This is a genomic window from Candidatus Protofrankia datiscae, from assembly GCF_000177615.2.
Classification (GTDB): domain Bacteria; phylum Actinomycetota; class Actinomycetes; order Frankiales; family Frankiaceae; genus Protofrankia; species Protofrankia coriariae.
In genome coordinates this window covers 1334140-1360598 of record NC_015656.1, presented here as the reverse complement: position 1 = coordinate 1360598, position 26459 = coordinate 1334140, and the positions used below count along the sequence as shown (strand labels likewise).

The window sequence follows — 26459 nt, the reverse complement described above, 5'->3', positions numbered from 1 at the left end:
GTATCGCCGATGGAGAATATCTCAGATCGCAAGCAGTAGGATGGGGGGGTGGAGCACTCGGACGCGCGGGAGACGTCAAGGGAGACGTCGAAGGCGATGTCGGGATCGCGGACGGGCACAGCCTCGGCCACCGAGCTGCCGGAAGAAGTCCACGAAGACCTTGGCTGGCTGCTGACCCAGGTCCTGAACGGCTTCCTGGATGCCGCGCAGGAAACCGTCGGAGACTTCCCTGGGGGCCTTCGCGGCCTGCATGTACTTTCCGCAACCGCGAATGGCTGTTCTCGTAACCAACTGGAGGTCGCCCGCCGCCTCGGCATCGACCGGTCGGTCATGGTGCGGCTCATCGACGACCTCGAACGCGGCGGCCTGGTCAAGCGATGTCCCGACCCGGCCGACCGACGGGCCAGGCTCATCCGGCCGACCGACACCGGGTTGCGCCAGCACGAGGAGATGACGGCACGTCTGGACGTGGCCAAACAACAGGTCCTCGCCCCGTTGAGCATCGACGAGCAGGAGTCCCTCACCGCCATGTTGCGGCGCGTGGTCATCGGCCTGCTCCCGGCCGGCCAGTCTCCGGAACCCTGCCTGAAAGATGCCGAGACAGACCAGAAGCGGAGCCGGCGCCCCGCCTGAAGCGGGTTCGGCTTCGCAAGGCCGCGGCCGGGACGCCGCGAACCGTCCGCTACCCGTGCGTCGACGCGGTGATCCGGGCGAGTTTGCGGCCGACCTTGAGGTAGTAGTCGCCGGGCCGCTCGCCGAGCTTGTCCTTGACCAGGGCCATGAGGGGCTCGCGGGCCTCGTCCGCGGTGAGCGTGATCTGCTCCTGGCCGCCCTCGGCCTCGACGACGAGGCGCAGCCCGTTCTGCTGGGCGACGCGGCGGACGTCACCGTTGCTCCTGGCGAAGCCCAGCGCCTTCACCGCATCGGTCACCGACTGCCCCAGGTCGGCGACCTCGGGCAGGTTCTCGACGTCGCCGAAAGCGCGCCGGGAGAAACGGGCGACGAACTCCTCCCGCGCCTTCATCGCGGCGTCGACGCCGTGGACGGCGGCGGTGACCTCGCCCGCGAGAATCTTCTTGAGGTCCATCGGATGCAGCGACCCGGCGGCCAGCCGCTCCTCGGCGACGGCCAACTCGGAGTCGAGCCACTCGCTCAGCGCCTGGAAGTAGGGCGTCACGAGCCGGTCCGGCACGGACATGATCTTCCCGAAGATCTCGCCGGCCGGCGCCGTCAACGGCACGTAGTTGCCCCTGGACTTGCTCATCTTGGCCCCGGTGCCGTCGGTGCCCTCGATCAGCGAGGTGGCGACCACCAGCTCGGGTACCTGCCCGCGGATGTGCATCACGTGCCGGCACATCTGCATGTTGAGGAACTGGTCGATGCCGCCGACCTCCAGGTCGGTGTTGATCTCCACCGAGTCCAGCGCCATGACCACGCTGTAGAGCACCTCGGCCAGGGAGAGCCCCTGCCCGGCGTCGAGCCGCTTGCGGAAGTCCTCGCGCTGCAACGACATCGAGACGGGGATCTGCGCGGCAATCTCGATCAGCTGCGGCAGTTTGACCTCCCGCAGCCAGTCGCCGTTGCGGCGGAACCGGGCGCGGGTGAAGTCGAAGAACGGAGCGACCTGCTCACGGTAGGTGGCAAGGTTGCGGACGATGTCCTCGTCGGTCAGCGCGGGCCGCTCGTCGGAACGGCCGCTGGGATCACCGATCTTGGCGGTCACGTCACCGACGATGAACACCACCTCGTGCCCCATCCGCTGGAAGCGGCTGAGGATGAGCATCGGCACCGCGTGGCCCAGGTGGACCTCGTGACCGGTCGGGTCGATGCCGAACTTGGCGATGAACGGCCTGTCCTTCTTCGCCGCCTCCACGATCCGTTCGGCCAGGGCGTCCGCCGACGGCTGGAGCCGCTGGGAGCGCTGGGCGATGAGCGCGGCCTGCTCGGCCGGCGACAGGTCCGACAGGTCGGTGCCCCGGCGCTCGTTCGTCGCCTCCAGCAGTTCGCGCACGACCGCGTCCGCGGTGAGGTTCGCGTTCGCGAGCAGAGCCGTGGCACGATCAACGGACGTGCTCAGTCGAGTCATCGAAGCTCTCCGGGACGTGGGGTGTGCCTGCCATCCTAACGGCGCCACGCCCGGATAATTCTTCCTGGATGAAGCCGAATTCAGTATATGATTTTTATCAATTAGACATATGATCATCATAAACTGAAGCAGTGGCACGCCAGCGCCCCGCTCGACCCCGCCCACGCCCGCCAGCCGCCATCCGCCCCGCGGCCGAACTCGACAACAGGCTCTGAAGCGACGGACTTCCGAGCTGCTTCAGAGCTCACTTCCGAGCCTGCCCCGCACCGCCCGTACGACACCGATCGCGCCTGGCTCCTGGTGTGGTCACCGCGGACAGGGCGGACAGGAGAGTGCCGCCGAGTCAGCGTTCGGGCGTGGCCAAAATCTTGAACAGCATGGTGTTGGCGTTGGTCAGCGTCTGAGTGTCGACCCGACGCAGGCATTCGCCCAGACCAGCCTTGGCCACAAACGTGACCAGACCCATCACCGCCCACTGCCCCTCACCGAGGTCGACGCAGAACCCCTCGTCGGTAGCGTGCTCCACGACCAGGGCGACCAGCACGGTCGGTTCATCGACGATCTCGTTGTAGACCGTGGAGCTGATGACCAGCACCACCTGCGGCGCGGGGCCGGTGCCCACGGTCCAGACCTCGCCGCGCCGCGGTGATCTCACTCGGTGGTGCCCGCGAGGTTGGGCAGCCCCGCCGTCGCGAGAGCCCGCTGGTTGGCTTCGCCGAAGGCGAGAGCGGCACGAGCCACCGCCGGATTGGCCTGCACCCAGGCTCCGTGCGCGGCGCAGCGCCGGCGCATGTCCTCAGCGTCGAGCACACCCTCGACCCAGGCGTTCATCGAGGTGTGCTCGGCCTCGGCATACCGCCTGACCGCCTCGTACGCCTCGTCCGAGAGCCGAAGTGTGATCGTACGCGTCATGCCCGACATGCTAGCAAGATATGACAGCAACCCCTGCCGGCAACGCGGAACACTCCGTCGCACCGAGACAGCCCGGCCAGGTCACCGCCGTCTCGCCAGCAGCGCTCCGCTCACCACGCTGGTCGAACCAACCAAGATCTCAGCTGGAACCCTCTGATCCGCGGCCGGGTGCGACAACCGGACGACGAGATCGCGGCAGCACCCCGGAGCAGCACCCCGGAGCAGCACCCCGGGGCAGCACCCCGGGAAAGGGGTGGAAGTCACCCGGGTGGCTTCCGTCAGGTGGGTTGCGACCAGGCATGGGCGAGCAGTTCGTAGGATCGGACCCGGTCGGTGTGATCGTGGGTGACCGTGGTGATGAGCAGTTCGTCGGCCCCGGTTACGTCACACAGCGTGCGCAGGCCGCGGACGACGGTCGCGGGCGAGCCGACGAGCTGGGTGTCGATCCTGTCCGCGACGGTCGCGCGCTCCTGTTCCGTCCACGGGTAGGCCGCCGCCTCGGCTGGTGTGAGGTATGAGGTGATGCCCTCGCCTCGGCGGATACTGGCCGCCCACGCGCCGTAGCCGCTGGCCAGCCGGCGGGCGGCTACGGCGTCCTCGGCGACGACGACGTCCGCGGAAACCATGACATACGGCTCCCGCAGTGTCCGCGACGGCCGGAAGGCGGCCGGTAGGCCGCGACCGTGTCAAGCACGGCGGACGGCATCGAATGGTAGTTGGCGGCCAGTGGCAGCCCCAGCTCGCCAGCGGTCCGCGCGCTTTCGCCGGCCCTCACCGCGCAGATCCACAACTGCGCGTCGACGCCCTCCGCGGCGGGCGCCCGCAGGTGCACACCGCCGGGGGTGCGGTAATCGCCGCGGACGAGCGCCTGAATGTCGCGGACCTGCTGCGCATAGTTGTCGTCCGCGCCGTCCCGGTATCCGACCAGCTCCAGTTGCTGGCGAAGGCGGCGGGGATCGAACAGGAACGTCGGTGCCGCCGGGATGAGCAGGCCGTCGACCACGCGGGGCCTGGATGCGGGTCCGCCGGGCTGGCCGCTTCCCGGCGGATCCCCGGTCGCCTGTCTCCGCCATGAGATCACCGTCGCATCAGGAGCGGCCCGCCCAGAAGGTACTCTGCCCGACCATCTCGAAATTCGTCCGCGCGAGCGTGATGTGCTTGGCCACCGTGTGGATGTCAAGGAAACAGCGGTCCAGCCGGCTGGCGGCATACCGGGAACTCCGTCCCGGCCAGGTCGTAGAGCGTGTCCACGGCGGACACGGTGTTCTCACCCACGGCCGCGGCCGTCAGACGGATCAGAGCGCTGAGGTCATCCTCCCCGCCGTTCCCGCCACCCGCCGCCGCCTGATCGGCACCGTCGTTCTCGCAGGCGACGGGACGGTCGGGAGCTATCGGTGCGCCGCGTCGTTCTGGGTGGCGTCGAGGAAGGCGAGCAGGCGGTCGTCGACGTCGCTGCCGTGTTCGAAGCCGGGTCCGTGCCCGACGCCGGGGAGGATCTCGGCGTGGCCGTACAGCATCAGTCCAACCCGTGCTCGGGCACGCTCGGGATGCAGCAGCGGGCTGCGTGCGCCGATGAGGACCAGGGCCGGGGTGTGGATGGACCGCAGGTCGCTGTCGGTCAGCGGCCTGGGTGCCGGTCGCCGGGTGCGGAACGCCCACGCGCCGGTCAGCAGGACCTTCTTCAACTCGGGCACGAGCAGGACCGGGTTGTCCAGCCGCACCGCGAGCCGCCGGCGGACCGGTGCCGGGGTCAGCCCGGCCAGGCCGTTGAGGTACATCATCCAGATGAAGCGGGCGCCGACCTTCTCCAGCCCTCCCGGGTCGAGCGCCACGATGCTGACGAGCCGGTCCGCGGCGTGCAGGGCCTGGTTGAGCGCCAGCCAGCCGCCGTAGGAGTGCCCGATCAGGTGCGCCCGGTCGACGCCAAGGCCCTTGAGGGTCTGGTCCAGCCAGGCGGCGCTGGTCGCCGGTTCGTGGATCGGCACCCGGGCGGCGCTGCGACCGGGATCTCCCAGCGTGCCGAGAGCGATGACGGGGCGCCGCGCGCCGAGGGCGGCGACGAACGGATACCACTGGACCGCGTTGGAGTTCGCGCCGTGCAGCAGCACGACGGGCACACCGTCCCGCTCGGCGGCTGCTGGCTCGGTGGGCCCATAGCAGTGCACATGGGTGGTGCCGAAATCGGTCTCGACGTCGTCTTCGGTCCAGGGTGTCGGCCACAGGGTGAACGCCGCCTCGTAGGCGGCGAGAAAGCGGTCGCGCAGCGCGTCGCTGCGGAACCGGCCGGCCGTCGGGTCCTCCGCCGCTTTCATGGTACGGTTGTATCACGAGAAGGAGTTATGCCGAAACGAGTCGACCACGACGTCCGCCGCCGACAGATCGCCGACGCCCTGCTGCGCGTTGCGGCCACCCGCGGGCTGCACAACGCCGGGTTCCGGGAGGTCGCGGCCGAGGCCGGCGTGTCGGTACGGCTGATCCAGTACTACTTCGAGACCAAGGAGCAGCTGCTGCTGTTCGGGCTGCGCCGGGTCGGCGAGCAGTTCGGCCAACGGGTGGCCATCCGCCTCACCGATGCGGCCGCGACACCGTCCGGTCGCGACCGCATCGAGCTCGTCCTGCTGACGACCCTGCCCCTCGACGAGGACTGCCGACTCCTATACCTCGTCTACAACCAGTACTTCGCCCTCGCCCTCACCGAGCCCACCCTGGCCGCGCAGCCCTACGGCAACGACCCCGACATCCTCGCGACCTGGCTCGTCGAACAACTGCGCGCCTGCCAGGCAGCCGGGCACCTCCCGCCCCACACGAACCTCGCCGACGAGGCGGTGGCCCTGCTTGCGATAACCGTCGGACTCGGCAACGCCGTCCTCGCCGGAACCAGATCGGCCCACGACGCCCGCCGCGTACTCGCCGGCTACCTCGACCGACTGCTCAGCCCGCCAGCCCACGGCATGCACCAGCCCCCCGCCGGCAACCCGACCAGCGAGCCCATCGAACAATAGGTGCCCCGGCGACAGGACATGAGAAGACGGATCGCCCCCGGGGGGTGGACATCGCAGCTTCCGGCAAAGCTGACCAAAGGCCAGCAAGCAGCCGACACCAGCTCGTGGAGGTGGCGGGAATCGAGCCTGTCGAAAGCACGGGCAGGGCCGATCGCGGGTGGCCGGATCATCCGCACCGCGGTGGAGGTGACCCGGTGAGCGCCGAGCCGATCATCTCCTTGGATCCCGCCGCGGACGCGGGGTTGATTGCCGCCACTGTCGAACATACATTCGCATATCAGATGCAGACCTTCGCGTGGGCAGCAGCCGGTACCACCCTGCCGGCCGGCGAGCGGGCCATAGTCCGGGCATGGCTGGACGGTGCCCGGCCACGTCCGCGTTGGCGCGGGCCCAGATGAACGCGCAACTCCACCAGACCGGAGGAAGCCGATGAGCGCGATCCCGTTCCCATTCGACGACGACGAAGGCGTCATCGACGGCCCCGACGGGCCGGTCATCAACCTCGGCCTGGATCCGAAGACCGACCGGGAACTGATCGCGCTCAGCCGACTCCACGACATCCTCAGCGAGACCTCGGCCATGCGCGCGTAGGCCGCGGACCCCGCACTGGACGACGTGTGCCGGGCCGAAGCCCGCGGATGGATCAAAGCCGCCCATGCGATCTTCTCCGTGGTCGACGACCTACCCGACGGCGCCCTGTGAGCCGGGACGACACCAGCCAGATGATCAACCGTCCGATCGGTCTCGGACCGGCCGTCGTTGCCGGCATCGCCACGACTGCCAGCCACCGCCACACGCACAGTCATGGCCAGCCGACACGTCGAGGACGGCCTGTCCTCGACGTCGGGGGGATCGGGGGCGACTTCCCGGAAAACATCGCGGCCCGCCGGGAAGCTGGACGGAGTCCAGCGACCACGGCGGGCCAGCTCGTGGAGGTGGCGGGAATCGAACCCGCGTCCTCCGGCCCCGCAACAGGGCTTCTCCGGGCGCAGCCTGCTTGTTGTTTCTCAGCCCCACCGGTCACGCAGGCAAGCCGGTGTGGGCTCAGTCACTGTGAGGTGTTCCTTGCCGATCCCGTGACCGAATCAGAAGGTGATCCTCCTGGCGACGCCAGATCCTGAGCCGGAGGCACTCTCAGGCTGACGGCTACTTGATCCCGCTCAGGCCGCGAGGGCGAAAGTGCGGGGTGTAGCAGACTGCGACTTGTTGGCAGTTGTTTCTTCGAGCGGATCGTTTACGAGATAACCGCTCATCCTCGGCCCGCTTCCCCTATCCCGACGTCCGAAGTCGAAACCGGTCACCCCCGTGTCATGTGCGCTCACAGCGTGAACTCACAGCGTGAACTCACAGTGTGAACTCACGACGTGCTAGTCGATACTGGTACCGGAACCATCCTACCCGAGCCACCGTATGGCGACCCATCTGGCCAACGTCGAACACGCCGCCCGTGTTCCCGTCGGCAGACCGCTGAAGTTCGGGGACACCACTCGGTTCGGGTACGCGGCCGGGCAGGCACGTCGACCAGTTCGCGGTGGCACGGATCGCGCGGGGATCCGGCCGGCGAGGATTCAGTCCTCGCGGCCCTTGGCCCGCCGTCCCAGGACCCGGGAGACCTCGCGTGACGCGTCCCGTTCGGCGAGCGCATGGCGCTTGTCGTAGGTCTTGCGGCCCCGGGCCAGCGCGATCTCCACCTTGGCCCGGCCGTCCTTGAAGTACAGGGCCAGCGGGACGAGGGTGAGGCCACCCTCCCGGGTCTTACCGACCAGCTTGGCGATCTCGTCACGGTGCAGCAGCAGCTTGCGACGCCGCCGCGGGGCATGGTTCGTCCACGTGCCCTCGGTGTACTCGGGGATGTGCACGCCGTGCAGCCACGCCTCCCCGTCGCTGATCTGCGCGAAGGCATCCACCAGGGATGCCCGGCCCGCGCGCAGCGACTTCACCTCGGTGCCCTGCAACACGATCCCGGCCTCGATGGTGTCGAGGATGGTGTAGTCGTGCCGGACGCGCCGGTTCTGCGCAACCAGCTTCCGGCCGGTCTCCTTGGCCACGTTCGGGGTACCTCATTCTTTCCTACCAGGTTCCACCGAGGTTACGCCGCCGCCGACCGGCCACGCGGAAGCACAGCGATCATGCCGCCGCCGGCCGTCCGGCGACCCCTTGAGGGTCGGCCAGCCTTCCAGCCCGCTACCTAAACGTGCAGGTGGCGGCGCAGCGCGACAAAAGCCATCGCCGCGGACGCCCCGGTGCCGATCAGCAGGACGCCGACCGCGGCAGCCCACACCGCCTCCCAGCCGAAAAGCGGAAACGCGGTCTGGCGGGCGAACCGGTGGTCCACGAGGTAGATCTTGCTCGCAATCAGCGCGGCCGCGGCGAACAGGCCGCCGGCCATCCCGGCGACGGCGCTCTCCAGCACGAACGGGGCCCGGATCGTCCCGTTCGTCGCCCCCACCAGGCGCATGATCGCGGTTTCCCGCCGCCGGCCGTGCGCGGAAACCCGGATCATCGTGTAGATCAGCGCGAACGCGGCCAGCGCCTGGACGGCGGCGAGCGCGAACGCCCCGATCGTGCAGGCGTCCAGGATCCGGTAGAGCAGAGCGAGCAGAGCACGTTGATCACGGACCCGGTCGACCCCGTCCCGTCCGGTGTAATAGGTAATGATCTCGCCGGCGCGGCGCGGGTCGGCGAGCGTGAGACGGAACGAAGCGGGCAGGTCCGTCACGCTCACCCCGCTGACGATGTCGGGCGAGTTGCGGAAGTCGTGTCTGAAACGCGCGAACGCCTGCGCCTTGTCCTCGTAGCGGACGTTCTGCACCAGGGGGTCGGCACGCAGGTCGGCCGCGAGGGTGTCGCGTTCGGCACCGGAGATGTCGTCGTCGAGGTCGATGACGACCTGGATGCGGTCCAGCAGGAAGCCGTCGACGGTGTGGACCTGGGCCCGCAGCAGCAGCCCGGCGCCGAGCAGGGTCAGGCAGATGGTCACAGTAACGATCACCGCGACGGATGTCGCCAGGTTACGCCGCAGGCTGGTGACGCCGATTGCGAGCAACGCCCCGGCGCGCATCCCGGTCATGTCCTCGTTGCCGCCGGCCGGCGGCCTGGGAAGCCAGAGCCTCCAGAACCCACCGGGCCCGCCCGCGCTGTCAGTCCTGTTCTTCCTGCCCGACCTGCCTGGCCTGTCGGGCCTGTCGGGCCTGTCGGGCCTGTCGGGCCTGTCGGGCCTACCAGGTTCGCCGGTCCCGCCGGGCTTGCTGGTCACGGCGTCAGAGGGTTGGCTCGTAGCCGCCGGATGCCTGGTCACGCACGAGCGTCCCGTGCTCGAGCTCGACGACCCGTCGGCGCATGGTGTCCACCAGGGCGGCGTTGTGGGTGGCCATGACGACGGTCGTTCCCACCCGGTTGATCGCTCCCAACAGGTTCATGATCCCGGCTCCGGTGGCCGGGTCGAGATTGCCGGTGGGTTCGTCGGCGAGCAGCACCTGGGGACGCGCGACCAGGGCCCGGGCCACCGCGACCCGTTGCTGTTCACCACCGGAGAGCTCGTCGGGGTAGCGGTTCTCCTTGCCGGCGAGCCCGACCAGGTCGAGCACTTCGGGTACGACCGTACGGACCACGTGCCGCGGACGGCCGGTGACGTCCATGGCGAAGGCGACGTTGCCCGCGGCGGTCCGGTCCGCAAGCAGCCGGAAGTCCTGGAAGACACAGCCGACCTGGCGGCGCAGCAGCGGTACCCGACGGTCGGGGATGCTCGCAACGTCACGGCCTGCGAACTCGACCACCCCGGAGGTGGGCCGCTCCTCCCGCAGCAGCAGACGCAGCAAAGTGGACTTTCCCGAGCCGGACGGGCCGACCAGGAAGACGAACTCCCCCGCTCCGATCTCGAGGTTGATGTCGTCCAGGGCGGGCCGCGTGCCGCTGTGGTAACTCTTGGTAACGGATATCATACGTATCATCGCGGATGTCCCCGGCTTCCGCGGATCCGCGGGTGCACTGCCGCGCCCGCTCCTGGCTTCGGGCATGCGGGTTCCCCGACCACCGGCGAGGCGATCTCCAGGGCGCGACGGCTCCACCATCGCGCCCGTCCCTTCACCCAAAGTCATGATCGCATGTCCTTTAAGCAGAAAGCATCCATATAGATACCCTGAGTCATCGATCGATACTAAGGCAAGATCCCCCCGTAGTTACCCAACGCACATGTCTGGATGTCGACATGCTGCTGCGCGGCGCGCGCCGACGGGACACGCGACGGCATGGACGATCACACTCCGGCCACGGCTCGGCTCTGACCTGGCCACGACCGACCGCGAATCGGTCACATTTTGACCGTGTTCTGGTCACGGCCCGCACTGCCACCGCCGGTGCGAACGAGCATCCGGTGAGCGGGTAAGTGGACAGGGTCGATCGCTCGTCCGATAGTGGAACTTTCTTTGACCGCCAGACATTGGGCGGGGCAGACATTAGGCGGGGCAGGCAGGCCGTGCACGCGGCGGCCGGCTGTTCGTCACCATCGCTCGCCAGCCGGACGCAAGGCAGCCGGATGCAGGGCAACCGGACGCAAGGGAGGTCGACGGCATGTGCTGCGAGGACCTGGTATGCGCCCGATGCGCCGGACCAGTGGCCGAGGCTCGGTGCCCGTCCTGCCGGTCGGCCCGTGACTCGATGCACCACGCATCCTTCACGATCACTCCGCAGCTGCTGATCGCTGTTGTGGCGGTACTCCTGATGCTCGCCCTGCTGGCCGCCCACCACGGCTGAGCCGGGAGCTGGGCTGCCCTGCCCCCGCTCGGCGCCCGTGCGTTCCAAGGCACGCACACCGAGGCACGCACAGCGTGAGCGGAACGTTGGACGGGTAGCCCGCACCGGATGCGACGCACCGTCGCCGGCCCGGCTGTCAGGACGTCGACCGTGAGGAGAGCAGATGCCGTCTGTCAGCATGCTGCGGCCGCGCGGCCGCGCCGACCGAGCGGCGGGCGGTCATGGTCCCATCCGCGGCACCCTGCTCGCCCGCATGGCTGTAGCTCTTGTCGGGCTGGCCGGCATCGTCCTTGCCGGCTGCGGCTCGACCGACACCTCCCAGGCGGACGATCTCGCGGTCACATCCACCGGCTCCGGTCAGAACGGTTCACAGCGGCCGGAGACGGTTGCCAGCGGGTTGCGAGCGCCCTGGGGGCTGGCGTTCCTTCCCGATCGTTCCGCGCTGGTAGCCGAACGCGACAGCGGCCGCATCGTGCACGTGCCGGCGAACGGCGGCGCGCCCACCGAGATCATGCGCATTCCTGACGTCGCGACCGGCTCCGGTGAAGGCGGTCTGCTCGGCCTGGCGGTCTCCCCCGGCTATGTCACCGACCACCTCGTATACGCCTACTACACCACCGCCACCGACAACCGGATCGTGAGATTCCCGCTGCCGTTGGGCGATACACCACCCGCGGCCGTCGAACCAATTCTCACCGGAATCGCGAAGGCCACGGTCCACAATGGTGGACGTATCGCGTTCGGGCCCGACGGCATGCTCTATGCCGGTACGGGTGACGCTTCGGAAAGGAGCAGGGCGCAGGACGCGTCCAGCCTGAACGGCAAGATTCTGCGGATGCGTCCCGACGGTTCGGCGCCGGCCGACAACCCCGACCCGCGTTCGCTCGTGTACAGCCTCGGCCATCGCAATGTCCAGGGCCTGGCCTGGGACTCCACCGGTCGGCTGTGGGCCACCGAGTTCGGCCAGAACACCTACGACGAGGTCAATCTGATCGAGGCCGGGCACAACTACGGATGGCCTCTTGTCGAGGGCAGGGGTGACACCGATGGTAACCGATTCACCAATCCCTTCGTCACCTGGAAACCCGCCGAGTCCTCCCCGAGTGGAGCCGCGGTCATCGGCGATACTCTGTATGTGGCCGCGCTCCGCGGCGAGCGGCTTTGGGCTGTTCCCCTCGACGGGAAGGGCGCCGGCACACCCTACGCTCTGCTGGATGGCGAAGCCGGGCGCCTGCGTACCGCTGTGGCCGCTCCCGACGGATCACTGTGGATTACAACCAGCAACACGGATGGACGTGGTTCACCACGTGACGGCGATGACAGAATTCTGCGGCTCACCTCGTTCTGATCGCCGCGAACCGATTCCGGCCACCATGAACCGGCCCCGGCGGACAGTCTGATGACGTCCCGGCTTCACCGATGACGTCCCGACTGTCGGGATCTCCAGGCGGATACGGACCAGGGCTGCCCAGCCGCCGCGTGACGCTGCCCACCAGCGCGTCCGGCCAGAACTGCACCGGCGCCCAGACGGCGGACCATGGCATGACCGGCCACGACACGACCGGCCGCGGCATGACAGAACGTGACACCCACGCCCTCGACGGGCCCGAGCCCACGCATGCCGGCGATCCCGCCGGCGATCCGGCCTGTGCGGGCTGGACGCTGCGCTACCCCACCGGCACGGTGCTGATCGTGGCCGGCATCCCCGGGGCCGGCAAGAGCACGCTCATCCGGCGCGTGTTCGGCGGCAGCACGGACCCCCGGACACAGGCGTGGGGCACCGGGCCGCTGGTACTGGACTCCGCCGACATCCGGACCGCGTTACGGGCCCGGCTCGGGCGGCGCCTGCCGTACCGGCTCTACCGGCCCGCGGTACACGTCGCGCACTATGCCCGGATCGCGGGGATGACGCTCCGGCGCGGCGAGAGCCTCGTCGTCCACGAGTGCGGGACGCGGCGGTGGGCGCGCCGGGCCATCACCGGACTCGCCCGGCTACGCCACCGGCCCGTCCATCTCATCCTGATCGACACACCGTCGGCGGACGCGCTCGCGGGACAGCGGGCCCGGGGCCGGAGCGTACGTTCCCGCGCGTTCCGGCGCCACGAACGGTCGTGGGCCCGGCTGCGCGACGCGGACCCGGCGGCGCTGTACCGCGAGGGCTGGTCGTCGATCCGGGTGCTCGACCGTCGCGACGCACGCGCCCTGACCGCGATCCGTTTCGACTGAACCGCGAGATGTCCGATAGCGCCTGATGGCGCCCGGCGTACCCGATGCGGGCCGCGATCATGGGCTGTCGGGGGCGAATCCGAGTGCCTCGTCCGTGGCGTGCATGACCTCGTCGAAGTCAAGGCCCATGCCGAGCAGCAGGTCCACCGCGGCCGAACGGACCTGGCCCACGATCACCACGGCGGGCAGCGTCTGTTCCGGTGCCAGCGCCCGCGCGGCCAGCCGGACGGCCCGCATGGCGCTGCGGTGCGCGTCGGCCCGCGCGTCGGTCACCGGGTGGGCTGTCGTGCGCGCCCGCGTCCGCGCGCCGCGGCCCCGATATGCCCCGGCCTGCTCCTCGACCAGCGCCGTCAGGTATCCGCCCAGCGCGCGGACCGCCTCGGCGAGCTGGCTGACCGCGTCGACGAGCACCGGCGGTGCCGGAGCTCCCAGCCGCAGCAGCATGACCGCGGACCGGGCGAGGACGCGCACGTTGCGCACCGCGTGGTCCATCTTCGTGGCGACTTCGCCGTATGCCGCCAGCGACGGCGAGCGGCGCCTGCGCAGGATGGTGAACCGGGTCGTCTCCTCGGCCACGGCGACCGCACCGTGGAACGCCGCGACCGCGGAGTCGATGCTGCGTGCCTCCTCCAGCGCCCGCCTGGCGGCATCGTGATCATCTGCTTTCAGCGCGGCCGCGACGCTGTCGAGGACGTCGGCCAGCCGCTCGAACACCGGCGCGGACTCGTCGGCCAGCTCGGTCAGCGGGTCGGTCCGCAACGGCAGCTGGTTGACCGCGATGGCGACGGCACCACCGACCAGCGCGTCGAAGAACCGGGCGGGGACGAGACCGCCGTCCACCGGCGTGGTCACGGCGACATAGATGGCGGACACCGCCGACTGCACCACGAGAATCGCCCCGCCGCCGAGGAAGGCGGCCACGGACAGGGTGAGGACTGTGACGGCCACCACCGACCAGACGCTCGCCGGGCCGATGGCATGGGAGATCACATCGGCGACCAGCACGCCCACCGCGACCCCGACCCAGATGTCCAGCGCCCGCCGCAGCCGTTGCCCGCGGGTGACCCCGAGGACGATCAGCGCGGCGGCCGGCGCGAAGAACGGCAGGTCGTCCCCGATGAGATACACGCCCAGCAACCAGGCCACGGTCACGGCAAGGCCCGCCTCGGCGACCGCGTCCACGCAGTCGCGTAATCGCCGCAGGCCCTGGGCGAACCATGACCGGGCCGCCCGCAGCCGGGCTGCCCATGGCCCGGCCGCGGGCCCGGGTCCGGACGATCGGGGGTCAGGCGGCTGGGAGCCAGACGGCAGCTCGGAGGTGGTTGTCGGGCCGGCAGCCAGCGCGGTCGCCGGTCGACTCCGGTGCTGGGTCATCGTCGTGGCTCCGGTTCTGGTCGGCGGCCCGGGCCGGGAGGCGGCCGGACTGGTGATCCTGACCGGACGCCGGCCGGGCAGCCCCGCGGGGCCACGGGATCAGGGCCTCGCCGCCGCAGGATCAGGACTTCTTCTGCCGTAAGGTGTCGACCTCGTTCCTTATCGTGACGACATCTCCGATGACGATGACGGCCGGCGGCTGGATGGCGGCCCGGGCAACCAGAGCCGGGATGTCGGCGAGCGGGCCGGTGACCACCTGTTGATCGCCGCTGCCGTCGTCGCGGATCACCGCGGTCGGGGTCGACGCCCGGCGCCCGCGCTTGATCAGCTCAGCGGTGATCCGCTCCAGCGTGCCGATGCCCATGAGGACGACGATCGTCCCGGGGCCGGTCGCCACGGCATCCCAGTCGACCGTCGAGCCCGGATGCGACGGGTCGACATGACCGGACACGATCGTGACGTCCTGGGTGATCCCGCGGTGGGTGACCGGGATGCCGGCCAGCGCCGGCACCGCCGTCGCGCTGGTCACTCCCGGGACGACCTCGCAGGGCACCCCGGCGGCCGCGCAGGCCAGCGCCTCCTCGCCGCCGCGACCGAAGACGAACGGGTCGCCGCCCTTGAGGCGCACCACCCCCAGGCCGCGTCGGGCGCGTTCCACGATCACCTGGTTGATCTGCTCCTGGGTGAGGTTGTGGCCGTGCGGCGCCTTGCCGGCATCCACGATCTCGACCTCGGGCTGTAAGTCGTCGAGCAGGGCCCGCGGGGCAAGCCGGTCGACCACCACCACGTCCGCTCGGCGCAGCAGCTCCAGGCCCCGGACGGTGATCAGATCGGGCCGCCCCGGACCGCCGCCGACGAGCGCCACCCAGCCGCCCGCCGGGTGGCGGGCCCGCGCCTCCCGATCCCCGTTCAAGTCCCGCTCCTGGCCCTGCTTTCGCTCCTGGTCCCGCTCCAGGGCCTGCTCCCACTCCAGGGCCTGGTCCCTGTGCTGGCCGTTGCTCCGTTGCCTGTTCTGGTCCGCGGTCGCGCTCGGACGGGCTACCCCGCGAGAGGCCCCCGCATGCCCGTCGTCGCCGCCATGCCCGGCCGTCACCGGTGATTCCGTGTCGAGTCTGCCCACGATGAGAGTGTGCGACCTCCGGCACGGAAAAGCCGCAGGTAGGCTCCGTCACCGTGGCAACGACTGTCACCTACGGCTTCCGCGTCCGTAGATGGGAACCGTTGCCCCAGCCGAGGTTCCTACCCGCGGTTCCCGCTGATCCGGCGCAGGCCGCAGAGCACGAGGGCCACCATCTCGTCGGTGTCGTCCGTGGTGAACAGCGCCTCGTTCTCGGCCTGGTCGAGGCCGTTGGCGAGCGCCCGCGGGCCGGCCGCCCGCAGTTCCTCAAGCAGGCCGTCGTAGTCGACAGGCGTGCCGGCGCGGGCCGCCTGCGCCACCAGCTCGGCGTATCCCGGACGGGCCGCGAGCTGACTGTCCAGCTCCAGGTCACGGGGCCGCCCGCCGGTGAGGGCCTCGATGACCCGCTCGGTGCAGCCGCCGAAACCACCCAGCAGGAACAGCGGCCGCCCGGCCCGCAGGGTGAGCACGGCCTCCTCCAGCAGGCCCGGATAGAGCCCCGTACCGACGACGACGGCACCGCCGAGCATCACCCGCGCGTCGGTCTCGGCGGCCATGCGCTCACGCATGGCGGTCAGCGCGCGGGCCCGCTTCCAGCGTGCCACCAGCGCGCCACCACCGTTGCCGGTGGCGCCTGGGTCGTCCCGTAGATCAGGGTCGTCGGGGCTGATGTCGGCCGGTGGCGGCACACCGACCACCGTCGCGACATCGACGAGTTCGGCCTGTTCGTCCACCCCGAACCGGAGGAACAGGTGCCACGCCAGGTAGTCGGTCACCCGCTCCGGCCCGGGCCGGCCGGGCAGATCGTAGGTGTCGACGAGATCGAACAGGACCCGGCTGTACCCGCCGACACGCAGGTCACCGCCGTAGGCGAGGGAACCGCCGGCGGCCAGGACATGCCGTGCGATCTCCACGAACGCGTGCCGCTGGTGCGGTAGGCCCAGCCCTCGCCGGGCGAGATCCGGGCTGTCCGAGATCGAGACGGCCACCCGGATGTCCGCGAGCGAGCTCACAGCAACCTCCTCGCGCACTCTGTCACCGCGGGTCCCGTCACGGGTCCCGTCATGTCGAAAGTCATGTCGAGAACAGCGGTCATGTCGAGAACAGCATCGTCGGTGTCACCGCCCGCAGCGAACCATCGAGCTTCGCCAGCACCCGGCTCTCCTCGGTACCCAGCGGTGGATCAGGATATAGAAGATCGACCGGGGCCGCACCTCCGACGGAATTCCGTGGCAGATCGAGCAGGGTCAGCAGTTCGGGTGGCCGGGCCAGCAGGAACGAAGGCAGGGCGACACCGTGCCGGCCGCACATCTCGGCGGCCCGCAGCGGAAAATACCGGTGCCTGAGCGTCTCGGTCAGCAGAACGCCCACCAGATGGTCGAGAACCCTTCGTGAGTCACGATGCCAGCGGACGGTCGGAACGTTGCCGAGATACGGGAAGGCACGCACCGACCGGTCCGTGAGCGCGTCCAGGACGACCACCGGCATGGACGCGCGCTTCGCGCCGAGGAACTCCCGCTGGCACCATGGCCGTGAACCATAGGAATCCGAGTTCACCGCGAGCAGCGCGCTGCTGGTGGCCGCGGCGTCAAGAACATCGGCGAAAGGGTCACCGCCGGATATGTGGTGCGCGTCGAGGAAGTCGTCGACATCGGTCTCAAACCGAAGATGCCGGGCCACCTCCCTGGCAATGGCACCGCCATCCGCGGACGCATAGCTGATGAACACCCGGACCGGGTCAGAAGCACCGACCTGACGACACACCCGGTGGATGACATGGTTCAGGAGGACCTGCTCACGAAAATGTGCCGGCAGCGTGTGCAGGTCGACGACGTCGACATCGACCGCGACGGGAACACGGGCGAAGTTGGAGGTGAGTGCGAACGGCAGAAGCCAGTTACCGGGTCCGGCGCCGACAGCACGCAACAGTTCCGCGAGATAGTCGTTCCAGCCGGCACCCACCAGCGCGTTGTCGATGAGCAGGACGACGACGTTACGCTCGGCCAGGCTGAGATCGACAGGTGGCGGCACGTCGGCGGCCCACCGCGCGCCACGACCGTCCGGGCGGTCGACGGGTCCGCCAGCCGACCAATAACGCACCGGAATTCCCAGCGAACGGGCGGTCGGCTGCGACGGGTCGGCCGTCAGGTGTGTGAAAACGGCGTCGGCGAGCTGGCGGGTCTCCGCATCACCACCGGAACGCCAGAGCACGTGTACGGCGACGGGCGGCCGTGACCGCCTGGCGGCGCTCACCAAGGGTCGTCAGTCAGGTCGGGACGCATTCCGGCACGATAATCCGGGACCGCATTCCGGTACCACGGCGGGGGTGACGGGCCCCGGCCCGATGGCGGGATGACCGCCACCGGGCCGACAGTCTCCGGCAGGCGAACGGCCTTCGGCAGGCGCGGGCACCAGTCCGTCACCCGTCCATACGAACGGCACCCCCACACGCGCGACACGCGCCCCGGGTATTTCACGTGGCCCGGCCGGTGGGCCGGGGCCGGCCTGCTGTCCGTGACGCGTTCCCCGGCGCCGGAAACAGTCCGGCCGCGTCGAGAACAGCACGCTTACGCCGAGAAGAGCATTGTCGGTGTCATCAGCCGCATTCTCGGCTCGAACTCGTGCAGCAGTCGCGTCTCCTCGCTGTCCAGCGGAGGATCGGGGTAGACAACGGTCAGATCCGTCTCCACCGAGCCGCTGCGGCGGCGCAGCTCAAGCAGTGTGAGCGGCTCGGGCGGCCGGGAAAGGCAGTAGTACGGCCGGTCGACCCGCTGCAGCCGGGACAGCCAGGCCACCTGGCGGGGAAAATACCGGTGCCGGAACGACTCGGCGAGGAGCAGACCCAGCAGCCGCTCCATGACGAGCGGCGAGTCCGGCTTCCAGCGCAGTACCGGAATGTTCCCGAGATAGGGTGAGCGACGCTCGTCGCAGTCCTCGACCCCGTCCAGCAGGACGATCGGACCGAGTTCACGCTTGGCTCTGATGACCTCGTGCCGGCACCATCCCCGGGAGCTGTAGGAGTCCGTCACGATCGCCAGGAACGCCGACGCGGAAATCGCCCGGTCTATCGCCTCGACAAGCCGTTCGCCGGCGGCGATGCTGTGCACGTCGAGAAAGTCACCGACGTCCGTGCACTCGTGCAGGTACTTGCGCACGGCCAGCGCCACGCCCCGACCGTCCGTCGACGCGTGGCTGAGCAGCACGGTGAGCGGAGAATCGTCGTCGGTGACATGCCGGAAAAGCCGGTGCAGGATCTTGTTCACGAATACCTGGTCCCGCAGCTCACGAGTTGTCTCATAGAGCCTGAGGCAGTTCACGTCCGAGATCGACGAGGTCCGGTCGACCTTCCGGGTGAGCAGCACCGGCAACAGCCAGTGACGAGATGACGTCGATGTCATATCGACGAGTTCGGTGACGTACTCGTTTCATCCGCCGCTCATCAGCCACGCGTCGACAAGCAGCACCACGATGTTGCGTTCGGCCCGTTCGAGATCGACGGCCTGCGGCGGATCGTCCCGTCCGGGCGGCCGCGGATTCGGTGCGGACGTCCAGAAACGGACCGGCACGCCGAGACCCCGTACCCGCGGACGCCACGGATCGGCACACAGGAACTTGAAGGCGACGTCGGCAAGATGCTCACCGAGGAGACTGCCACCGTGCCAGACCACGTGCACCGCAACAGGCAATCGCCTGTCAGCGGTCACCAACGGTCATCAACCGGATCGGGATGCACTCCGGCACAATAACCGGACGGTCACACCCGCCTCGGGGCCACACACCAGGCCATGTATATCCGAGTATATCCAGCACATGGCAGGGACGCGTACCGGCGCCACACGTCAGGACGCGGCCCTTCCCGAGCCAGATCCGGCTCACGTCGGCCTCGGGCGGACAGACGGACAAACGGACAAACGGACAAAATACCGGCCGGTGGCTATCCCTGCTGCTCGGTGGTCCGCCGCCAGCGGATCTCCGCGTCGATGAACTCGTCGATGTCGCCGTCGAGCACCGCCGCGGTGCCGGACGTCTCGACCTCGGTCCGCAGGTCCTTCACCATCTGGTACGGGTGCAGAACGTAGTTGCGGATCTGGGAGCCGAAGGAGACGTCCTGCGGGCCGCCGGTCAGCCGCTGCTTCTCGGCGGCCTCCTCGGCCCGCCTGCGTTCGAGCAGCTTCGCCTGGAGCACTATCATGGCAGCGGCCTTGTTCTGCAGCTGGCTGCGTTCGTTCTGGCAGGTCACCACGATGTTGGTGGGCAGGTGGGTGATCCGCACCGCGGAGTCGGTGGTGTTGACGCCCTGCCCGCCCGGCCCGGACGACCGGAAGATGTCGATCCGCAGTTCCTTGTCGTCGATCTCGACATGGTCGGACTGCTCGACCACGGGCGTCACCTCGACCCCGGCGAACGAGGTCTGCCGCCTGTTCTGGTTGTCGAAGGGGCTGATCCGCACGAGCCGGTGGACGCCGTGCTCGCTGCGCAGCGTCCCGTAGGCGTAGGGTGCCTTGATCTGGAACGTGGCGGACTTCAGGCCCGCCTCCTCCGCCTCGGAGGTGTCGAACACCTCGGCGGCGTATCCGTGCCGTTCAGCCCAGCGCAGGTACATGCGCAGTAGCATCGCGGTCCAGTCGGCGGCGTCCACGCCGCCGGCGCCGGCCGAGAGCTGGACGATCGCGTCACGCTCGTCGTACTCGCCGGAGAGCAGGGTGCGGACCTCGAGCGCGGAGATGTCGCGGGCGAGCGTGGGCAGGTCGTTCGCGGCCTCGGCGAGCAGGTCGTCATCCCCCAGATCGAGGGCGGCGATGACGTCGTCGAGACGCCTGCGCAGTGCCTCGACCCGCGAGATGTCCCCACGCACCGACGACAACCGCCTGGTCACGGCCTGAGCGCGGTCCTGATCGCTCCACAGCTGCGGGTCGGCCGCTTCGCGTTCCAGATCGGCTGCGCGACGCCGAAGAGTATCGAGATCAAGAACTGCTTCGATGCCGGCAAGCGTCGCGTCGAGAGCCTTGATCTCCTCGGTGATGTCGGCGGCCATGAGACCCACCTTACCGTCGGCCGCACCCGCCCTCACCCGTACAGATCTTGGCTCTCCTTTCCCGCTCTTCCCACCTGGCACGGATCACGGCTCACCGATGGCCATCGGCGGCATGGGACGTGCCCGACCGGCACCCGGCCAGTCGACGGGCCGCCGAGCGGAAAGCGCCGGCAGCAGGCGTCCACCGGACAGGGCTGCCCGACAGAATCCGAGAACTCGGCCGGCGGAAACCGCGGGACGGGTCGTGCGCCGGCGTAGCGTGCACCGCGGGCGATGCCCGCGGTGCTGGCCGGGTTCCCCGTCCGGGTTCCCGCCCATGCGCCCGCGGGTCGCGGGTCGCTCGTCCCGACCGGAGTACCGGATGCCTCCCGTACCCGTGTCTCCTGTACCCCGCGTCTCCCGTACCCGCCTGCGCATCCCGCGCCCACTTGCCGCAGGCCGTGGGTGGGCCCCGGGGAAAGCAGGCGGCTGGGAGCGCACGGGAGGGACATGGGACGCATGGCCAGCCCAGCATGGCCAGCCGCGAAACCGCGCCGGCCGCGTCTGTCGGCCCACCACGGCCGAGGCGACGTCATCCGGCGGAAACATCGGCGTGCAGGCCGCAATAATGCGGAAACAATGTTACGCAAAAAAGACGACGTTACAGCCTGGTAATTCACCCCAGCAGGCCCTGCGCTCTGCCGCGACCGGCCCGGCGGCGTAATCTCTCCCCAGAGACTCTCTCGAGAGACGTACAACACACCGCCACATCCCGGCACGGAAGCGGCAGGCGCTCTGAAACGCTATCTTTGGTAACGAGCGGCCTCTTCGGTCTGGAAGTGGTGACGTTGCGAGTGCCCTTTCACGGCTTGCCGGTATCGGCGCCAGTGAGCGCGGGGAGCCTCACGCCGCCCTGTCACCCTTCGGGTGGAAAGAGAACCACGGCAATACGACCGCACGCACCCGAAGGACGCCGACATGCCTGAGCCTGCCGACCGACGACGGGTACTCACAGCCGCTGTGGCCCCCATTGTCGCCATGACCGACCAGGCAAACACCAGCGATCTGCACGAGGCCTGTGCACAGGCCCTGGGGCAGACGCTGGACAGCTACGAGACCTCCGATCTGACCGACATCGTCGCCGGCCTGACAAGCCTGGAAGAGGTCATGCGCACCGTGCCGCGCACGCGGCGGCTGCGGGGGTCGGTCGCGCTGGACTGGATGCGGCTGCACGCGGCCGTGACCACCACCATGGCGGGAGCCGTCTACGACCAGGGCCGCCACAGTCATGCCGTGTCACTGGCCGACCGGGCCGCGACGGTGGCCCGGGCCGCCGGCGACGGACCACTCGCCGGCCGCGCGCTGACCGTCCGCGCCCGGGTGATACGCCAGCACAACCCGGCGGTGGCGCTGCAGATCGCCGATGCCGCGGGCCGTATCGCCGGCACGAGCCCGGCTCGGGCCCTGGTCGCCGGCAAGGTCTCGGCCAGCTCGTACGCCGCGGTCGGGGACGTCGCCGGGGTCCAGCGCTCGGTGGCCCACGCCTGGAAGATCATGGAGCTGCTGGGCAGCTCCGCGCACGGACGTCCGGGATTCGCGCTCGACACCTACTCCCCCGCCGACCTCGCGCTCGCCTCCGCCGAAGCGTTGACCACCGTCGGCGTCGCCGATGACGCCGGGCCCCACCTGGAACGGGCGTCCGAACTGATCACCGACAGCGGGCAGACCGGGATGGTGATCGCGGTGTACATGGCGCGGGCTCGGGCCGCGCTCAGCCGCGAGCGTCCGGACCCCTACGAGGCCAGGCACCATGCCTCGCGGGCGGTGACCCTCTCCCTGCAACGGCCCGCGGAATGGGTCGCCCGGCTCGTGCACGACATCTCCGCGCTCGCCAACAGACGCACCGGCCACGATATGGACGACCTGGTCGCCACCACGTCCCCCTGGTTCTGAAGCGGTCCCGGATCCAAAGCAGCGTCGCCCCACCACATCCGCCATGGTGCCGATGCCGGCGCTGGTGCCGATACCGGCACCGGTGACGCTGGCACGCACCGACAGCGCTGTCGGGTGCACGTCGTCATACCGGTCGCAGGGAACTGCCGGAAAATAATTTCGTTTTTTGACCACGGTGTGGGGCTGCGGGATCGTTCTTCACTTCCGACGCGGTGAGACGCGTGGCGGATCGAGTAATATGGGAGTCATCGACAGGGTGTGCGAGCCTCTTTGACTGTTACCGGATCGTAACTGGTCAGGTCTGGTAGATCGTTTGTTTTTGGTTTCCCGGCTGGCTGGGACTCCTCGATGGCCTGAAGGCCCGGGTCGTTGGTGCTGTGTGGTTGATCGGGCCGTAGGGTCCGGGTGTGTCGGATGGTCCGCCCGCGTCGCCGCCGGTGCCGTCGTATGACGAGCTCGCGGCGCTGGTGGTGAGTCTGCGGGCGCAGCTGGTCGAGACCGCTGCGGCGTTGGAACAGGCGCGGGTGCGGATCGCCGAGCTGGAAGCTCAGGTCGCGAAGAACTCGCGGAACTCGGCGAAGCCACCGAGTTCGGACGGGCTGGCGAAACCGCCACCGAAGTCGCTGCGGAAGAAGACCGGCCGCAGGCCCGGTGGGCAGGGCGGGCATCCGGGATCGACGCTGCGGATGCTCGCTGAGCCTGATGTGCGCCTGCGGCATGAGCCGGGGCCGTGTGCGGGGTGCGGGGCGGGGCTTGCGGGCCGGCCTGTGACCCGGACCGAACGGCGGCAGGTGTTCGACCTGCCCGAACTACGTCCGCATGTGGTCGAACATCAGCTCATCGAGCGGGAGTGCGGCTGCGGGACGCGGACGAAGGCGGCGCACCGGCGGGTGGACGCGCCGGTGCAGTACGGGCCGCGGGTGGCCGCGGCGGTGGTCTACCTGTATTCCGGTCAGTTCCTGTCGCAGGAGCGGACCGCGACCGCGCTGGCCGAGCTGGTTGGGATCCCGATCTCGGCGGGCACGGTCGGTGCGATGACCGCCCGTGCCGCCGCCGGACTCGACGGCTTCCGTGACACCGTCCGGGGTCTGCTGGCCGCCGCCGACGTGATCGGGGCCGATGAGACGGGGCTGCGGGTCGCCGGGAAACTGCACTGGGTGCACTGCGCCCGCACCGACAAGTACACGCTGATCGACTGCCATGCCACCCGCGGCAGCGGCGGGATCGACGCCCTCGGGGTGCTTCCCGCCTTCGGTGGGGTGGTGGTCCACGACGCCTGGGCCCCCTACGACAGCTACACCGGCGCCACCCACCAGCTGTGCGTCGCTCACGTGCTGCGCGAACTACAGGCCGTCGTCGACGCGGCCCCGACGGGAACCTGGTGCTGGGCCGCCCAGGCAGGCGACGCGCTCGTCGGCCCGGAACATCTCGCGCTGCTGCCGCCGCGCAGGCGTGTCGATCGGGTGACAGGCGATCGTCCCGCCGTCGGTGCGCTGCTGTGAGCAGAGCCACCGGGCTGCCCGTCCGGATGGACACCCAGATGGATGATCATTCGGACAACCGGACGGATGTTCGGATGGCTGACGGTCTGGTCCCGGCACGTCACATCTCCCCACCGGGAACGGGCTGGGCAGTGGACGTGCCCACGGGCCTGCGGGTGGGCCGATGGGTGGTGACAGGCCCGCTTGCCACCGGCAACTGGGGCTCGGTCTACGCGGCCCGACGGGTCGACGAAGGAGACGCGCGGCGGGAACGGCCGCTGGAGCAGCCGACTGCCCAGGCCGGCCCGGCCGGTGACGCGGCTGGCGACGCGTCCGGTACGACAGACACGAACGGTGCGGCCGGCACGACCGGTGCGAACGGGGCGGTCGGTACCGCCCGCGATGACGACGTGGCCATCAAGTTCCTCCCCGCGTCGGCGCTCACGCCAGGTCGCCGCGGCATGCTCGCCGCGATCGTCGACCGGGAGGTCCGTTTCAGCAGCCGCGCCAACCATCCCAACATCGTTCACACCTTCGAGATCATCACCTTGCGCTCGAATGATCCACACCTGGACGGCGCGGTCTGCCTGGTCATGGAGCGGGCGGCGGGATCGCTGGCCGACCGCTGGTCGACCGCGGCCAGGAGGCCGGCACCGGGCAGCACAGCGAGCGCGGCGGACACAACAGGCGCAGCAGCCGAGGCCACCGCCGACACGGACGCCGACGGCACCGACAGCCCGGACGACGCGGCCCGTGAATCGACCCACGTCGTCCGCCGGGCGGAGCCACGCGGAATCCTGCTGGGGGTCGCGGAAGCCCTGCGCAACATCCACGGGTCCGGCTGGGTGCACGCGGATCTCAAACCGGGCAACATACTCATCGATACCGACGGTGACGCCCGTATCGCCGACTTCGGCCTGAGCAGCGAACTCGACGGGACACACGCGTACGCCCCACCACGCGTCGGATCATGGGAGCACGTGCCGCCGGAATGGTGGAACGAGCGGCTCGCGCCGTCCGGCACCCCGGTGCGGACCAGCCAGGACATCTGGGCCTTCGGCGTGATCGCCCACCAGGTCCTCACCGACGGTGTCCATCCTTTCCCCGGGGCGACGGCGTCCGCCAGGGCCGAAACGGTACGCGCCTACGGAGCCGGTCTGGTGGATCTCCACCTGGCCCCGGCGATCCCGACGCCGTGGGCGGAACTCGTCAGAGCCTGCCTGGAGCGGGATCCGGAACGCCGACCGTCCGCCGCGGACGTGGCGGAGCGGGTGCGGGCCCTGCCGCCCCCGGGCCCGCCGATATCTCCCGATCTCCTGCTCTCCGATCCTCCGATGTGGAAAGCCCCCAGCTGGAAGGACGACGAACAGCGGGGGGACGAGCGGAAGGCTCCTGAGCACAGGGACGCCGTGGCCGACCCCGTGCGCCGTCGTCGGCGCCGCACGAGGGCCGCGGCCGCTGTCGTCCTCACCTGCGGTATGGCCGCCGGCGGCGGGCTGTGGGCCGCGGGCGTCATCGGCTCCGGCAGCGACCGTGGCAGCCGGCCTGCCGTCGTCGGCCAGGTGCCGGCTGCGTCCCATTCCCTACAGGTACGTGTCGACCGTGACTGCGTGGTGTCCGCCTGCACCCTGCGCCAGCCGGTGTTGTTCCTGACCTCGGGCGCAAGCCCGTCAGGCATCGTGGAAACCCTCGTCACCGGCCCGGACGGCGTCGACCGGAACATCGCCAAACCAGGCGCGTACAACCCGCTCGGCCGGGCGGACCGTAACGGACGGAAAACCGGCCGCTGGAGCTACGAAACCGGCGATCCTCTCGGTACGTGGACGGTCGCGATACGGGACGTCCAGACGGGCAGGCGGGCCGTCACCACCTTCCAGGTCCTGAACACATGAAACTCCTGTCCCAGATCACATCCGGACAGACCAGATCCCACGCCTGCTCGTCGGCCGATGTTTCAGGGGGCGGGTGGGCGGACGAGTGACTGGGCGTCCGCGCTCGCCGTGATGGTCAGCGGACCGATCCCCAGGATCGCCACCACCGGCAGGGTCACCGTGCGGGTACCGGTCACCCGGACTGTCGCCGGATCCACCAGTTGCGCGGTCAACGCCATACGCCCGGACGGGTCGGCGTCGCTCTGGTACTGCGCGACGGTCGCGGCCACCTCCGCCAACGGCAGCCGCTGAAGATTCCCCGTCGCGGTGTAGATCGCTGTCTCGTCGATGCTCTGGGCCGCGGCGAGCGCCGCACCGTCCGCGGCGGAAGCGAGCGAACGCCTGGCCAGGTACACCGCGGACACGTCGGTCACCACGATCGCCAACATCAACGCGGCAAGAACATAGCCGAGCGTAAGAACCAGAATCGACCCCTCGTCCCGGCTATGACGGACTTCCGACCCCCGGCGCATGGAACGTCCAAGCAGGTCAGCGCGCATCCGCATCCCCCTCGGTCAGTATCCGGGCGCCGCCGGGGCCGCGGGCTGCCATCGGGGCCCGCGACGTCCGCGATTGTCCGCGTCCGGTCCGCCGCACACAGCTCACAGGTG

At 69.6% G+C, this 26459-nt stretch carries 25 protein-coding genes and 1 other RNA gene; 8 read left to right on the top strand and 18 right to left on the bottom strand.

From position 1 onward, the window contains the following. The first annotated feature begins 96 nt into the window (after positions 1-96). Positions 97-633: a MarR family winged helix-turn-helix transcriptional regulator gene (locus FSYMDG_RS05630; protein WP_085948588.1), complete on the top strand. Its 537-nt coding sequence runs from the start codon at positions 97-99 to the stop codon at positions 631-633. A gap of 49 nt (positions 634-682) precedes the next feature. On the opposite strand, the gene tyrS is transcribed toward FSYMDG_RS05630, so the two are convergent. From tyrS to FSYMDG_RS05605, 6 genes are all read right to left on the bottom strand, one after another. Then, positions 683-2086 (bottom strand): tyrosine--tRNA ligase, encoded by a 1404-nt coding sequence (gene tyrS / locus FSYMDG_RS05625; protein ID WP_013872627.1) that lies wholly within the window; start codon positions 2084-2086, stop codon positions 683-685. Between the two features lie 343 nt (positions 2087-2429). Next, positions 2430-2741, bottom strand: a complete 312-nt coding sequence (locus tag FSYMDG_RS05620) for a type II toxin-antitoxin system PemK/MazF family toxin (RefSeq protein ID WP_043603057.1) — start codon at positions 2739-2741, stop codon at positions 2430-2432. Continuing rightward, on the bottom strand, positions 2738-2998 hold the full coding sequence (locus FSYMDG_RS05615) for a pilus biosynthesis protein HicB (protein ID WP_013872625.1): 261 nt from the start codon (positions 2996-2998) through the stop codon (positions 2738-2740). Before FSYMDG_RS05615 ends, FSYMDG_RS05620 begins: the two co-directional genes overlap by 4 nt. 278 nt (positions 2999-3276) lie before the next feature. Next, positions 3277-3624 (bottom strand): hypothetical protein, encoded by a 348-nt coding sequence (locus FSYMDG_RS26770; RefSeq protein ID WP_050803341.1) that lies wholly within the window; start codon positions 3622-3624, stop codon positions 3277-3279. Beyond that, positions 3585-4001 carry a hypothetical protein gene (locus FSYMDG_RS26765; RefSeq protein WP_050803340.1) on the bottom strand — a complete coding sequence of 139 codons (417 nt, stop codon included), beginning with the start codon at positions 3999-4001 and terminating at the stop codon, positions 3585-3587. Before FSYMDG_RS26765 ends, FSYMDG_RS26770 begins: the two co-directional genes overlap by 40 nt. Before the next feature lie 385 nt (positions 4002-4386). Further along, entirely contained in the window at positions 4387-5310 is a 924-nt protein-coding gene (locus FSYMDG_RS05605) for an alpha/beta fold hydrolase (RefSeq protein ID WP_013872624.1), read from the bottom strand. A 27-nt stretch (positions 5311-5337) separates the two neighbouring features. Here FSYMDG_RS05605 and FSYMDG_RS05600 point away from each other — a divergent pair, with 27 nt between their 5' ends. Continuing rightward, positions 5338-6000, top strand: coding sequence for a TetR/AcrR family transcriptional regulator (locus tag FSYMDG_RS05600; RefSeq protein ID WP_013872623.1), 663 nt, complete (start codon positions 5338-5340; stop codon positions 5998-6000). A 429-nt stretch (positions 6001-6429) separates the two neighbouring features. Further along, complete coding sequence (locus FSYMDG_RS25820; RefSeq protein WP_013872621.1) at positions 6430-6591, top strand: hypothetical protein; 162 nt, start codon at positions 6430-6432, stop codon at positions 6589-6591. Between the two features lie 336 nt (positions 6592-6927). Here FSYMDG_RS25820 and ssrA read toward each other — a convergent pair. From ssrA to ftsE, 4 genes are all read right to left on the bottom strand, one after another. Next, positions 6928-7305: a transfer-messenger RNA gene (gene ssrA / locus FSYMDG_RS24020) on the bottom strand. Positions 7306-7568: 263 nt separating this feature from the next. Further along, positions 7569-8048: an SsrA-binding protein SmpB gene (smpB, locus tag FSYMDG_RS05590; protein WP_013872620.1), complete on the bottom strand. Its 480-nt coding sequence runs from the start codon at positions 8046-8048 to the stop codon at positions 7569-7571. Between the two features lie 140 nt (positions 8049-8188). Next, positions 8189-9061: a permease-like cell division protein FtsX gene (gene ftsX / locus FSYMDG_RS05585; RefSeq protein ID WP_013872619.1), complete on the bottom strand. Its 873-nt coding sequence runs from the start codon at positions 9059-9061 to the stop codon at positions 8189-8191. 199 nt (positions 9062-9260) lie between these two features. Continuing rightward, entirely contained in the window at positions 9261-9950 is a 690-nt protein-coding gene (gene ftsE, locus FSYMDG_RS05580) for a cell division ATP-binding protein FtsE (RefSeq protein ID WP_013872618.1), read from the bottom strand. Positions 9951-10915: 965 nt separating this feature from the next. Here ftsE and FSYMDG_RS05570 point away from each other — a divergent pair. Together FSYMDG_RS05570 and FSYMDG_RS05565 are read left to right on the top strand one after the other, a co-directional pair. Next, positions 10916-12100: a PQQ-dependent sugar dehydrogenase gene (locus tag FSYMDG_RS05570; protein ID WP_013872616.1), complete on the top strand. Its 1185-nt coding sequence runs from the start codon at positions 10916-10918 to the stop codon at positions 12098-12100. A gap of 194 nt (positions 12101-12294) precedes the next feature. Next, positions 12295-12978 carry an AAA family ATPase gene (locus FSYMDG_RS05565; protein ID WP_237703002.1) on the top strand — a complete coding sequence of 228 codons (684 nt, stop codon included), beginning with the start codon at positions 12295-12297 and terminating at the stop codon, positions 12976-12978. A gap of 57 nt (positions 12979-13035) precedes the next feature. Here FSYMDG_RS05565 and FSYMDG_RS05560 read toward each other — a convergent pair whose 3' ends face one another. From FSYMDG_RS05560 to prfB, 7 genes are all read right to left on the bottom strand, one after another. Further along, a complete protein-coding gene (locus tag FSYMDG_RS05560; protein ID WP_013872614.1) occupies positions 13036-14352 on the bottom strand; it encodes an FUSC family protein in 1317 nt (438 codons plus the stop codon). A gap of 121 nt (positions 14353-14473) precedes the next feature. Beyond that, entirely contained in the window at positions 14474-15265 is a 792-nt protein-coding gene (gene cobA, locus FSYMDG_RS05555) for a uroporphyrinogen-III C-methyltransferase (protein WP_050803706.1), read from the bottom strand. Between the two features lie 326 nt (positions 15266-15591). Continuing rightward, positions 15592-16482, bottom strand: coding sequence for a hypothetical protein (locus tag FSYMDG_RS05550; RefSeq protein WP_131772226.1), 891 nt, complete (start codon positions 16480-16482; stop codon positions 15592-15594). Positions 16483-16561: 79 nt separating this feature from the next. Then, positions 16562-17722: a TIR domain-containing protein gene (locus FSYMDG_RS05545; RefSeq protein ID WP_013872612.1), complete on the bottom strand. Its 1161-nt coding sequence runs from the start codon at positions 17720-17722 to the stop codon at positions 16562-16564. A 314-nt stretch (positions 17723-18036) separates the two neighbouring features. Continuing rightward, on the bottom strand, positions 18037-18867 hold the full coding sequence (locus tag FSYMDG_RS05540) for a toll/interleukin-1 receptor domain-containing protein (RefSeq protein WP_083828152.1): 831 nt from the start codon (positions 18865-18867) through the stop codon (positions 18037-18039). A gap of 27 nt (positions 18868-18894) precedes the next feature. Beyond that, positions 18895-19173 (bottom strand): hypothetical protein, encoded by a 279-nt coding sequence (locus tag FSYMDG_RS05535; RefSeq protein WP_131772225.1) that lies wholly within the window; start codon positions 19171-19173, stop codon positions 18895-18897. A 230-nt stretch (positions 19174-19403) separates the two neighbouring features. Next, a complete protein-coding gene (prfB, locus tag FSYMDG_RS05530; protein ID WP_013872611.1) occupies positions 19404-20504 on the bottom strand; it encodes a peptide chain release factor 2 in 1101 nt (366 codons plus the stop codon). Positions 20505-21461: 957 nt separating this feature from the next. Between prfB and FSYMDG_RS05525 the strand changes: the two genes are divergently transcribed. The 3 genes from FSYMDG_RS05525 to FSYMDG_RS22730 all read left to right on the top strand — a co-directional run bounded on the left by FSYMDG_RS05525 (position 21462) and on the right by FSYMDG_RS22730 (position 25809). Then, a complete protein-coding gene (locus FSYMDG_RS05525) occupies positions 21462-22436 on the top strand; it encodes a hypothetical protein (protein WP_013872609.1) in 975 nt (324 codons plus the stop codon). Between the two features lie 407 nt (positions 22437-22843). Continuing rightward, positions 22844-23938, top strand: coding sequence for an IS66 family transposase (gene tnpC, locus FSYMDG_RS05520; RefSeq protein ID WP_013872608.1), 1095 nt, complete (start codon positions 22844-22846; stop codon positions 23936-23938). Between the two features lie 74 nt (positions 23939-24012). Continuing rightward, the gene (locus FSYMDG_RS22730) at positions 24013-25809 is read left to right on the top strand and encodes a protein kinase domain-containing protein (RefSeq protein WP_131773863.1); all 1797 of its coding nucleotides are present in this window, start codon (positions 24013-24015) and stop codon (positions 25807-25809) included. Positions 25810-25871: 62 nt separating this feature from the next. On the opposite strand, the gene FSYMDG_RS05510 is transcribed toward FSYMDG_RS22730, so the two are convergent. Then, complete coding sequence (locus FSYMDG_RS05510) at positions 25872-26348, bottom strand: pilus assembly protein TadG-related protein (RefSeq protein ID WP_013872606.1); 477 nt, start codon at positions 26346-26348, stop codon at positions 25872-25874. Positions 26349-26459 lie beyond the last annotated feature (111 nt).

Excerpts from the sequence above, each read along its gene's own strand:
- FSYMDG_RS05630 (WP_085948588.1), top strand. The coding sequence starts at position 97 with ATGTCGGGATCGCGGACGGGCACAGCCTCGGCCACCGAGCTGCCGGAA.
- tyrS (WP_013872627.1), bottom strand. The coding sequence starts at position 2,086 with ATGACTCGACTGAGCACGTCCGTTGATCGTGCCACGGCTCTGCTCGCG.
- FSYMDG_RS05615 (WP_013872625.1), bottom strand. The coding sequence starts at position 2,998 with ATGACGCGTACGATCACACTTCGGCTCTCGGACGAGGCGTACGAGGCG.
- FSYMDG_RS26770 (WP_050803341.1), bottom strand. The coding sequence starts at position 3,624 with ATGGTTTCCGCGGACGTCGTCGTCGCCGAGGACGCCGTAGCCGCCCGC.
- FSYMDG_RS05605 (WP_013872624.1), bottom strand. The coding sequence starts at position 5,310 with ATGAAAGCGGCGGAGGACCCGACGGCCGGCCGGTTCCGCAGCGACGCG.
- FSYMDG_RS05600 (WP_013872623.1), top strand. The coding sequence starts at position 5,338 with ATGCCGAAACGAGTCGACCACGACGTCCGCCGCCGACAGATCGCCGAC.
- FSYMDG_RS25820 (WP_013872621.1), top strand. The coding sequence starts at position 6,430 with ATGAGCGCGATCCCGTTCCCATTCGACGACGACGAAGGCGTCATCGAC.
- ftsX (WP_013872619.1), bottom strand. The coding sequence starts at position 9,061 with ATGCGCGCCGGGGCGTTGCTCGCAATCGGCGTCACCAGCCTGCGGCGT.
- ftsE (WP_013872618.1), bottom strand. The coding sequence starts at position 9,950 with ATGATACGTATGATATCCGTTACCAAGAGTTACCACAGCGGCACGCGG.
- FSYMDG_RS05570 (WP_013872616.1), top strand. The coding sequence starts at position 10,916 with ATGCCGTCTGTCAGCATGCTGCGGCCGCGCGGCCGCGCCGACCGAGCG.
- FSYMDG_RS05565 (WP_237703002.1), top strand. The coding sequence starts at position 12,295 with ATGACCGGCCACGACACGACCGGCCGCGGCATGACAGAACGTGACACC.
- FSYMDG_RS05560 (WP_013872614.1), bottom strand. The coding sequence starts at position 14,352 with ATGACCCAGCACCGGAGTCGACCGGCGACCGCGCTGGCTGCCGGCCCG.
- FSYMDG_RS05540 (WP_083828152.1), bottom strand. The coding sequence starts at position 18,867 with ATGACATCGACGTCATCTCGTCACTGGCTGTTGCCGGTGCTGCTCACC.
- prfB (WP_013872611.1), bottom strand. The coding sequence starts at position 20,504 with ATGGCCGCCGACATCACCGAGGAGATCAAGGCTCTCGACGCGACGCTT.
- FSYMDG_RS05525 (WP_013872609.1), top strand. The coding sequence starts at position 21,462 with ATGCCTGAGCCTGCCGACCGACGACGGGTACTCACAGCCGCTGTGGCC.
- FSYMDG_RS22730 (WP_131773863.1), top strand. The coding sequence starts at position 24,013 with ATGGCTGACGGTCTGGTCCCGGCACGTCACATCTCCCCACCGGGAACG.
- FSYMDG_RS05510 (WP_013872606.1), bottom strand. The coding sequence starts at position 26,348 with ATGCGCGCTGACCTGCTTGGACGTTCCATGCGCCGGGGGTCGGAAGTC.